Source organism: Neolewinella lacunae, from assembly GCF_014349155.1.
GTDB lineage: Bacteria > Bacteroidota > Bacteroidia > Chitinophagales > Saprospiraceae > Neolewinella > Neolewinella lacunae.
This window is the reverse complement of sequence record NZ_JACSIT010000039.1, coordinates 1-10,445: the sequence shown is the minus strand read 5'-3', so window position 1 is coordinate 10,445 and position 10,445 is coordinate 1. Positions and strand designations below refer to the sequence as shown.

Sequence of the window (10,445 nt, the reverse complement as noted above, 5' to 3'; positions counted from 1 at the left end):
AATCTTTGCTGGATTATTATGCCGAAATCCTTGAGCAACGGGCTGACGAACTGCTCCAGATCAGTAAATACGTGGTAGTCGATGCGTACTTTTCCCGAAATCCATTCATCCAACGCGTTGTCAATGCAGGTTTTCATGTAGTCTCCCGCTTGCGTAAAAACGTCAGTCTGCGCTACTACTACAGCGGACCACAAAAGTCAAAAGGGCGGCCTAAGGAATATGCTGGCTTTGTCAACTTATTTAACCTTGATCCTGCCGTATTTAGTCGAGTGGAAGCGCTGAGTTCACCTCAAACCGTTGCTTGGACGGGCGTGGTTCAACTAAAAGTAGCAGGATTAAAAATCCGTATCGTGGTTATACACCAACTTGACGAAAAAAACAAAATCAAGTCTGTGAAGGTATACATGAGCACCGATGTTGATCAGCCAGCCGAACAAATTGTCCATGCTTACCGCTGTCGTTACCAACAAGAATTCATTTTCCGCGATGGCAAGCAGTTCAGCGGTTTAGAAGAGGGGCAAGGGCGTGATTGGCTTAAGATCGACTTCCACGTCAACTGCGCGCTAACGGTAGTTAATTTGGCTAAAGCTGCCCACCACTTAGCGGTTCCCGACCTTGAACGCGGAGCATTTTCCATGGCTGATATTACAACTGCCTATACCAATGAGCGCTTGGCTTTACGCATTTTCAGCAGGTGTGGGATTGACCCGAACCTGCCAAAAAGTCAAGAGGTACTGGCGGAGGTCAGGAACTACGCCGCTAGAGCAGCTTGAAATCGCAGCGGACCATTGTCAAGTTAAGTTGGTCGATTAAGTGATAACTATTAACTACACCATCCTTAAACCAAGGCATTTCCTTACTTAAATTTAGAAGTTTTGCAAATCCTTTAATATGTTCATTCGTTTCTATTAAGTGGAATGCATATTGTGAACGAAAATGTGGACTGTAGTAAAACTCTTCATTTGCCCATTCCCAGGTTTCGTCATTCATATTTTTATCTGCTTTCAGCCAACTGATTGCATAAATAGGTGAATTAACAATATCGCCATCAAAACCAAGCAATTCTTGAATAGACAAGCTCATTGCTTTGTCTTTGGGGAGTTTTGTTTTTAAAATTTCGTTATAAATTTCGTGGGCTTTTTCATGCCTATTTGTGCAATGCAAAATGTCTGCGTAAATGCGCTTTGTTCTTAAATTATCTCTTTCAATTGAAATAGCTTTCAGGCAATTTTGCTCCGCTTCCTCATATTTTGTCAATATGAAATTTGTTCTTGCCAAAGCATTCCAATAATTTGGATTTTGCTCGTCAGTTTCCTTTTTATATTCTGTCGCTATTTGTAATGCTCTTTCTCCATATCTATCATCGTTAAATCTTTCAATCGCTTGCCAAAGTTCTAATTGGCTTCCAAATTGATTATCTAAAAGGGAATAAATAATCCCACGCCTATCAGCTAATGATGCAATAGTTCTCCAAGATTCAAACTGCTCAGGAAAGCCAACTGCAAATGGGATAACTTCATTCGTTTCTTGGTGTCTTGCTTTGATATTAACTTCTGCACCTGGTTTTGAAATATATCTCGGCACAGTGGCAAACAATTCTTTCTCAAATCGTTCAATGTCGACTTGCAGTGCGTGGTCAATAGTTGTGTTGTCTGGTTGATTTTTCTTTTTTTTTAAGAAGTCAAATAGTCTCATAGTTATTTCTGTATTTTTATTTTTGAAGGTTTGGTTAAAATAGCCACGAACTGCCTTTTCCCGCAACAATCCTGTATCTCCACTGCGCATTTTACCTCCCCCCCAAGAGCCCGTCTAGGAGGCTGATTATGCTAAACGAATGTTGATGACCCTATTATGTACAAAGCCATGCAATCCAGAATGTCATAAGGTGAAGAGTAAGTCAAGTGTTTAATTGGTACTGGCCTGTAAGCTGGTCTACTTCCAGACTAGCTCAAACCGCCCGCAACATAATGCATTTTCCCCAAGCTTTACAACCATCACAGCGAAAAATCTGCCCGGATGATCACTTTGTCTAAGCAGAATAGGGTGACAAACCAGGTTCAGCGGAATAAAGCCATGTTGTGAGGGAGCGCCCCGGAGAGGGCGGCACAAAGGAGGCGTTCCTCTTGAGGCCTGAATCTTGGACGGTCCTGTGGTGACGAAGGGATGGGTACGATACCTCGTAGGTAGGGTGGTGAGGGAGGGCAATTAGGGGCTGCTAAGCCTGTTCTATTCCCTGCTTGATTTTTATTCAATTTCTAATTTGCCGTCTCCTATATCTGTCAAAAAAGCTATTGGATCCTTTAAGAATTTGTAAGAATTTGACGACTTTATTAGCCGCCCTATTTGCTTCATATCTGGATTTGCCAAATTCCCTTGCATATCCATTAGCAGCCACTCATATTTATCTGCTAATCCGATCATCGCTCTTAAAAATTTAAAATTTTCTTCTCGCAAATCTGCTCGAAATCTAATGTTTTCGATTTTACCCGTTTCTTTATTGATCGACATTGAAGCATCATTGTCTACTTTTGAAGAATAGAACTTCCAATTCACAGAAGAATCCCTTCCAAAATCGCTTCTTCTAACATTTTTATCAATTTGGTGAATTATTTCCATTGGTTGTATTTCTGTTGAACTCCACCAATCTTGAATCAAGGCATCTGTGAATTTATCTTCCTCCTCAATTAAATTTTCTTCTTTCAGATAATAATATTCTTCTCTTTCTTTGTAATCGATTTGAAGTTTCTCCGGTACGTGCCCGAACTTCTCCAATATTCCCTTTTTAGGAATTACTACTAATTGAAATTGCCAAATTGCCATTTGATTATACTGTTCTTGCAAATATTATAGAACCAAAAATTATGATAAATAAAAGAATATTTAGACCTCCTCCAACCCATTGGAACCAAGTTGACGGTTCTTTTTTCATGAAACTCAAACCAGTCATTATTATCCCCGATAAACAGAAAATTTCAATTGCAACCACAAGTATTATCGATGGTTGAGCAATTACTTCACTTGCTTTTATCGTTTTTGGCATTGGTAAAATGAGATTTAAAAATAACGCCATGGTAATTAGCGAAGAAACCAGGGAAATTTTTGAAAATTTCGTTTGATTATTTAGCATGTCGATTTTGTCTAGGATGTTTTCCTTTGTGAAGGATTTTCCTTTTTTCTTCTTACCGCGAACTTTTGGCTATGCACAGCATCTGTGCGCAGCATGAATTGGCAATTTAGCTTGGGCATTCGGCTTTAATTTTCCTGTAGGGACTAAATGTAGCGACTTCTTCTTGGCGGTGCAAGCTCTCTGGTAGAGAGTTGTTGACTCTTTGCTTTACTTAATTCTACTTTGTTTTTATTCTTTAGCCTCTTTGCTCTTGTCGCTTATTTTTTGAAGCTGTTCAGCGTCGGCTAAATCTTGCAACCTGCCAGCTTTCTTTTTGGCGATTATTAGGTCTTGCAGCGAAAGAAACTTTACCGACGTTCCGTCCAATTTCGCTTCGTTTCTTCTCTCGAAACACGCTTCGAAATCTACGCCTTCCACATCTACTAATAAATCAATTCGATAAGGTTCGTACCCGAGTTGTACAATGTTTTCAGGGGTCATAAAATCCTCAACTTTTAGGTTCAATTCACCGAACCCAAAAGCTCGTATGGCTTCTAAAAGTTTCTCTATGTTTGGTTTTGTCATCCATAGCCAAAAATCAATATCCTTTGTGTATCGAGGGTATCCATGGTAATTTACCGCATACCCACCGATTACTAAGTAATTGACTTCATGCTCGTTGAGTAACCCTATAAACTCTTTGAAATCCTGGTCGAGTTCCATATCTTCTTTTGTTAATTTGCTGACGAATTTTCTCTAACTCTGCCATTCGTTCTTTCGTCGTCAAAGATAACCAATAGATTAGGTTACTTTCGTCCTCTCCTTTCTTTACTATTCGTACTTGTGTTTTCATTTTTTCATTTTTTATGGAGCACAATTACCCGTCCTCCCAACAAGCCCATCACTCTATTGTGCTTTTCGCTACCCATAAGGTGTAGAGTAAATCAAGTGTTTAAAGTTTTCGCAAGGGTGGAAACGCTAGCATCCTTCCCCAACAGCCCAAACCATCGGCAATTTAAGGCTTTACCCCCAAACTTTCTACCCATCCCAGCAAAAAATCTGCCCAAAAAAACCACCCCCCCGCAGCAGTGCCCGAGCGCATTTGCCACCTAGTATTGTTACCATCCCACACAGCTCAAAGCCCACTTATCCCTCTTCCCCCCCAAAACCCAACTCCCCCCCCCCTCACTCATCCTCCCCCGCCGGCACCGCCGGCAAACGCTCCCACAGTTGAATGCGGATGCCCTTCCCCAACTCCCGCGCCGTCGGCACCGCCGGCCGACCCGCGCCGATGGCCCATTCGTCGTAGTCCCGCCCCCGCAGCGCGGCAACCTCCTGCGGCCGATACCAGCCATCGCTGCCGGGGGCCTGGTCCGGGGCGGCGAACTGGACGAGCACATAATTCAGCACCGCCGCAATCTCCGTATCGCTCAGCTCCGGCATGGGGGGCATCGGCGCGCCGTACGCCCCGGAGTATACTCCGTATATTAAGGTATGGACGAGGTAATCCCGCCCGCCCGGGGCGTCGAGCAGCGGCGTCAGCCCCTGGATGGGGGGATACATGCCGCGGCCCGACCCATCCACCGTATGGCAATTCTGGCAATTCGCCCGGTAGGTGCGCCGACCAAAGGCAAACCAGTCATCTACCTCCGGCGGGCCATCGCCCGCGAATACCCGCGGCTCAACGGCCGATCTTTGGCTGAGCACCAACTGCTCGCTGCGCGCCCAGGCGACGAGGACGGCCCCGACCACGAGGGTAGCGATCAGAGCGAAAGTGAATAGGTTGGCAAGTAGGTGGCGCATGGGTAAACGATTTAAATAAGGGGCCGAAAGCGGCTCAGGCGAGGGCGAATTCTTCAAGGTGAATGTGGGTGCGGGGCACGCCGTCGGCCAGCAATTCCTGCTCCACGGCGGCCATCATCGGGCTGGGACCGCAAATGAAAAAGCGGCGCGTAAATCGCTCCTTCGGCAGCCGCCGGTCGAGCAGCTGCCCGGTGACCCGGCCTTCCTCCGCCGCCCAGTCGTGGGGCGGTTCATCGAGGACGTAAACCGTTTCCAGATCAAGGCGGTCTTTGAGGCCTTCGATCTCGTCGCGGTAGGCCAGTTCGTGCTCCTCGTTGGTGCTGTAAATCAGGATGATCGGCCGCGGATCCTGGCGGTCGGCCAGCGTCCGCAGGAAACTCATCATCGGCGTAATGCCTACGCCGCCAGCGATGAAAACATAGCCGGGGGCCTGGGCGCGGTCGATGGAAAAGGCACCGTGCGGCCCGTCGATGTACACCGTCGTGCCGACTTCTAGCGCCTGCAGCCGTGCGGAAAAATCGCCCAGGGCCTTGACGCCGAAGGAAAGGCGGGTCGTTTTTTCGGCGCTGCCAGTGAAGGAATAGGGGTGTTCCTCCATGGTGTAGGGTGTTCGCCCCACCTTAATCCAGGCGAACTGCCCCGGGTGGAAACGGAAGCCGTCGTGGCCGACCGCCTCGACGTCGATATTGACCGTATCGCCCCCCTCCTGGCGGACGCCAACCACCCGCCACGGCTGCCGCTTTTGCAGGTAGGGTTTGACGAGCCGCAGGTAAGCGATCAGCGACACCATCGCCACGCTACTCACCACCCAGATCAGCTGCTTCCAGAACGTGTTGACGTACAGGCCGGCCAGCGACACGTGGACCTGGGCAGCCACCAGGGCCAGGATACCCATTCCGGTGTGCAGCAGCCGCCAGGTCTCGTAGGAAATTTTCAGTTTTTCGCGCCAGATGGAGGTCACCGTCAGGGCCAGGAGCAGCACCACGGCCGCCAGCCCGAATTTACTGGCGTAGGTGCCGCCGAAGGGATTGAACAGCACGATCCGCGCGGGGTGTTCCAGCAGAATCAGCACGGGGTGAAGCAGCACGAACAGCAGCGCGACCACCGCGATTTGCCGGTGGTACTTCAGCACCACGTCGATGCCGTAGGGGTAGGTCAGGGGCTTAAAGCGCGCGATGAGCACGAACTGGATGCCGATTTGCGTCAGCCCCACGAAGCCGAGGGCCACGGAAAGTTCCACCCAGAAACTCCTCCCCGTAGGCACGGGCGGCAGGAACATCAGCAGGATGGGAGCCAGGATGATGAACAGGTAAAGGCTGAGCCAGGCGACGCCGAGTAGTGTTCTGCGCATGAAGTAGGGTGTAGTATGTGGTCTCGTTGCAACAGCAGCGGGGGGCCGCGTGTTGGGCGCGGCCGCAGGTGCAGTGGAATGAACAAAAGAGCAAGGAATGACGCCAGAGCGGACCTGCCTCCTCCAGTTTTGCTGGTTGCTAATGGTTGGTTACTTACCAATTGTTGGCTTACCTCATAATATCGGTATCTACTGGGATATAACCTAAATGTCTGCTTATGGATAGTATTTGTCCCTTATGGTGAAACTCGTGGGTGATCACATGGGTAAATAGTTTGAAAGGGGATGCATGGCTTTTTACCCCGTTTATCTCAAAGTGTATTTGTCTTTTCTCCGCGCTGTCCACCAACCCAATGAATTCGAACACCATTGCGTCAATTTTTTCAAAAAGCAACATCGCGTCGTTGATGGTTTGGATGGAGCCGTACGGAGTAAATTCAATGGCCCTGTTTAAACCGTGCTTTGCAATCCAAAATTCATACGTATTAGCGATGTGGGTTAGCAAATTTCTAATGCTACCGCCCCTTCCAAATGAGCTGTTCTCGTTTAAAAAGTCATTTGAGTGAATGGTTTTGCAGTAATCAAGGAGCACTTTCCTTGATGCTTGAACGAGCTCATATTGCTCAATGGCATAATTAGCAGCGGATTCCATACGTTGGATATTGAGTTAGCAGCCTGGGGGTTGGGGAGTTTTGAAGGCAGAGCGTTTGAAGATTTGGGATCTCTTACGATTGGCTTAATTTGGTTTATTGCAGCTGGAAGTGGCTCGGAAGAATTAAGGTTTCATCGGCTTTTTCTTGTCCTTTGCAGAAGACGAAAAGAGTAGCGTAAAATCATAGTCAACCGGAATACCCTTCGATCAAACCGTCGGTAACATAAAGCTTTTTCCCGGACTTCAAACCTGCTCCAGTGAAATTCTCGCCCGAAAATCCACTTTGCCGCAGCAGAAGGTGGTAGCATTAGCCACTTGGGCCGTTGGCTGTTCATGGCTCTAGGTCAGATAGGGTTGGAGCGGTTTCCTTTTCCGTGGCTTTTGCAATCGGTAGTATCGGCTTCGTGTATTAAGCATCGCATGCTACAGATGGCTACGATTTCAATTGCATTGCTGCGCGCTGATTATTATTTATTTCTTTGGTCAGGTTCGATAAAGTCAAAAGTCCACCAACCACCAAAATCGCACCTGCAACAAATGGAAATCCTGCTCCAACCAAATCTGCCATATTTGAAGAGAATAAGAACGGAAGACAGAACAGCATTCCAAATACTCCTGCCAAAAATGTAGCCATCGCAGCAAATTGAGTCAATCGTTTCATATCTATCAGGTTTATTTTTTGCTGTGTTGGTTGTGTTAATTCGATTCTTAATTCACTGATTGGTCTGTTTGCAAAGTCATTAATTGTCCAGTTTGAGATTGGGATAGTTTGTCTTCCTGTCTTAAAGTCAGAATAGAAGGTCGACCACAAGTCAGGAAGTAAAAGTGCTCCAAAAAACAAAATTGTAAAGGAAGGAATCGAAAAATTTCCGTTTCCAATCATAAATGCTTGCATTCGAATTTCATCTTCTGCCGTCATTTTATAGCCGAGCAAAACGTGCTTCAAATCGTGACTCTCATAATTAGGTACAAGATTAAGTTTGTGGTTATCCAAGCAAATTGCAATTTCCTTTCCCAATGTCCCATTTTTAAGTTTTCTTAATTCGTCAACTTGTTGGTAGTATTTGTCCATTTTACTGAAATACTCAATTGTCGAAACTGCTGTGTCAAATGACATCTTGATTATTCGTCTTGCTATTTTCTGAAAAATATTCATCGGTTGGTTTTTGCTTGCAAGCGACGGTAGTGGTTTGGATATTTACTGGTAGCGGACGATTTCTTGTGAAGCTACACAAAAAAATTGAAGCGAGCTACAACGAATGAATAGCCTACAGCCCCTGTGGTTTTTAATTTTGCGTGTTAGCGATTGTTTTTCTTGTTTTTCCTTTGCCTTTTATTAAGTGTCTTTGTCGCACCGTGGTCAATTACGGTTGAGTGAGTTCCATCTGGGTTAATAATCGTCTTTGTCGAGCCATGGTCAATTACGGTCGAATGGGTTCCATTTGGGTTGATGATCGTCTTTGTCGCGCCATGGTCAATTACCGTCGAATGGGTCCCATTTGGGTTGATGATCGTCTTTGTCGCGCCATGGTCAATTACCGTCGAATGGGTTCCATTTGGGTTGATAATTGTCTTTGTCGGGCCATTATCAATTACAATAGAATGCGTTCCATCTGGATTTACAACTACTGTTTGTGCCTTTACATTTTCAAGAGCTACAAATAGTAAGAGCAAAAGAGATATTTGTCTCATCAAGTTCTTATTTCTCATCATTTTTGTTTTTTAGAACCGCTAACGATTGGGCTACACGCTGTGCCGTCGGGCACGAGGAATGGACGTTGTAGCCTATGTGTGGGCTTAGAATGCACATTTAGTCCCTAAGGTAGCGACTTATTCTTGAAGGTGCAAATTCGCGTAGCGGAGTGGGTGAAGCCACCTAGCAAGTTGCAAGGGCGTCAGGGGAAACCGGGGGCTGAGTAGGAGCGGGCGGAAAGTATGCCAGGGCTGAGTGATGGGATAGGGAGGAGGAGCCATGATTGGGCGGCTTCTTACGCTACTCAATTAGGCCTGTTCATCCACAAATTAAGGCAGGATTTTCGGCCCAATTATGTGCATCCACAATACGTAACCCATTATTCCCCCGAGCATTCCACTTAACACAAAGGTCAGTTGTAGTTTTTGAGGGATAATTTTAAATACAATGTAAAACGATGCTGTCATCCCAAGAATACCTAAGGCAATTGGAACTGTTCCTTCCCAAAGGTTTAACGCCTGTGAAATATGATACTCATCGCCAGCAAACCAACTTCCATCTGGTAAGATGATTTCTCCGCCAATTGAAGCAGCAAGATTAAAGATTTCTCTCAACCAAAAAAGCCCAAGAAAAACCGCTAACCAATCGAGTATTTTTAGTCCATTCTGATGAATTGAATTTTTGCGAAGGACTAAAATGATTAGCCCAAGAGCCCCAGTAAAGATGGTCTGCAAGGGACCACCCATAGTTACATAAAGCGCATTATTTGTTTGCGCATTCCAATACCGGTTCTGTAAAATGTTATTATACGCTTTGGCTTTTTCCTTGATCTCTTCAGGCCACAAGTCGTATTCCGTCCCTGCAAAATCTTTCGTTAAAGATCTGAGGGATTTTAAGTCATCGTCCTGAAGATAACCTGCGGGGAAATAATTCATACTTCCGTAGTGTAGCGTTGTTTCATACCCAAAAAAATTAGCTACGGCAATATGGCCGTACTCGTGACTCACCGTTCCAATGGCTGTGAACAGCATGAATGCAGTTGTTAATATCAATGGTCCGCTGCGATTTCAAGCTGCTCTAGCGGCGTAGTTCCTGACCTCCGCCAGTACCTCTTGACTTTTTGGCAGGTTCGGGTCAATCCCACACCTGCTGAAAATGCGTAAAGCCAAGCGCTCATTGGTATAGGCAGTTGTAATATCAGCCATGGAAAATGCTCCGCGTTCAAGGTCGGGAACCGCTAAGTGGTGGGCAGCTTTAGCCAAATTAACTACCGTTAGCGCGCAGTTGACGTGGAAGTCGATCTTAAGCCAATCACGCCCTTGCCCCTCTTCTAAACCGCTGAACTGCTTGCCATCGCGGAAAATGAATTCTTGTTGGTAACGACAGCGGTAAGCATGGACAATTTGTTCGGCTGGCTGATCAACATCGGTGCTCATGTATACCTTCACAGACTTGATTTTGTTTTTTTCGTCAAGTTGGTGTATAACCACGATACGGATTTTTAATCCTGCTACTTTTAGTTGAACCACGCCCGTCCAAGCAACGGTTTGAGGTGAACTCAGCGCTTCCACTCGACTAAATACGGCAGGATCAAGGTTAAATAAGTTGACAAAGCCAGCATATTCCTTAGGCCGCCCTTTTGACTTTTGTGGTCCGCTGTAGTAGTAGCGCAGACTGACGTTTTTACGCAAGCGGGAGACTACATGAAAACCTGCATTGACAACGCGTTGGATGAATGGATTTCGGGAAAAGTACGCATCGACTACCACGTATTTACTGATCTGGAGCAGTTCGTCAGCCCGTTGCTCAAGGATTTCGGCATAATAATCCAGCAAAGATT

The 10,445-nt window shown here is 46.2% G+C and carries 12 protein-coding genes; 1 reads left to right on the top strand and 11 read right to left on the bottom strand.

Going from position 1 to position 10,445, the window contains the following annotated elements; genetic code table 11:
* Window positions 1–773, top strand: a 773-nt coding sequence (locus H9S92_RS01570; RefSeq protein ID WP_187464848.1) for a transposase, incomplete at its 5' end; no start/stop codon positions are given.
* Here the strand turns inward: H9S92_RS01570 and H9S92_RS01565 are convergent.
* From H9S92_RS01565 to H9S92_RS01515, 11 genes are all read right to left on the bottom strand, one after another.
* Window positions 760–1,785: a tetratricopeptide repeat protein gene (locus H9S92_RS01565; protein ID WP_222935932.1), complete on the bottom strand. Its 1,026-nt coding sequence runs from the start codon at window positions 1,783–1,785 to the stop codon at window positions 760–762. The two genes, H9S92_RS01570 and H9S92_RS01565, sit on opposite strands and share 14 nt — an antisense overlap.
* A gap of 459 nt (window positions 1,786–2,244) precedes the next feature.
* Window positions 2,245–2,820: a hypothetical protein gene (locus H9S92_RS01560; protein WP_187464972.1), complete on the bottom strand. Its 576-nt coding sequence runs from the start codon at window positions 2,818–2,820 to the stop codon at window positions 2,245–2,247.
* Between the two features lie 4 nt (window positions 2,821–2,824).
* A complete protein-coding gene (locus tag H9S92_RS01555; RefSeq protein ID WP_187464971.1) occupies window positions 2,825–3,127 on the bottom strand; it encodes a hypothetical protein in 303 nt (100 codons plus the stop codon).
* Between the two features lie 228 nt (window positions 3,128–3,355).
* Entirely contained in the window at window positions 3,356–3,829 is a 474-nt protein-coding gene (locus H9S92_RS01550; protein ID WP_187464970.1) for a nucleotidyltransferase, read from the bottom strand.
* 462 nt (window positions 3,830–4,291) lie between these two features.
* Window positions 4,292–4,909 (bottom strand): c-type cytochrome, encoded by a 618-nt coding sequence (locus H9S92_RS01545; RefSeq protein WP_187464969.1) that lies wholly within the window; start codon window positions 4,907–4,909, stop codon window positions 4,292–4,294.
* A gap of 34 nt (window positions 4,910–4,943) precedes the next feature.
* Window positions 4,944–6,260, bottom strand: a complete 1,317-nt coding sequence (locus tag H9S92_RS01540; RefSeq protein WP_187464968.1) for a ferredoxin reductase family protein — start codon at window positions 6,258–6,260, stop codon at window positions 4,944–4,946.
* Between the two features lie 169 nt (window positions 6,261–6,429).
* Entirely contained in the window at window positions 6,430–6,912 is a 483-nt protein-coding gene (locus tag H9S92_RS01535; RefSeq protein WP_187464967.1) for a DinB family protein, read from the bottom strand.
* A 433-nt stretch (window positions 6,913–7,345) separates the two neighbouring features.
* Window positions 7,346–8,068 (bottom strand): hypothetical protein, encoded by a 723-nt coding sequence (locus H9S92_RS01530; RefSeq protein ID WP_187464966.1) that lies wholly within the window; start codon window positions 8,066–8,068, stop codon window positions 7,346–7,348.
* A 143-nt stretch (window positions 8,069–8,211) separates the two neighbouring features.
* Window positions 8,212–8,604: a hypothetical protein gene (locus H9S92_RS01525; protein ID WP_187464965.1), complete on the bottom strand. Its 393-nt coding sequence runs from the start codon at window positions 8,602–8,604 to the stop codon at window positions 8,212–8,214.
* A 330-nt stretch (window positions 8,605–8,934) separates the two neighbouring features.
* On the bottom strand, window positions 8,935–9,636 hold the full coding sequence (locus H9S92_RS01520) for a hypothetical protein (protein ID WP_187464964.1): 702 nt from the start codon (window positions 9,634–9,636) through the stop codon (window positions 8,935–8,937).
* A 36-nt stretch (window positions 9,637–9,672) separates the two neighbouring features.
* The coding region (locus H9S92_RS01515; RefSeq protein WP_187464848.1) for a transposase at window positions 9,673–10,445 on the bottom strand (773 nt) is incomplete at its 5' end.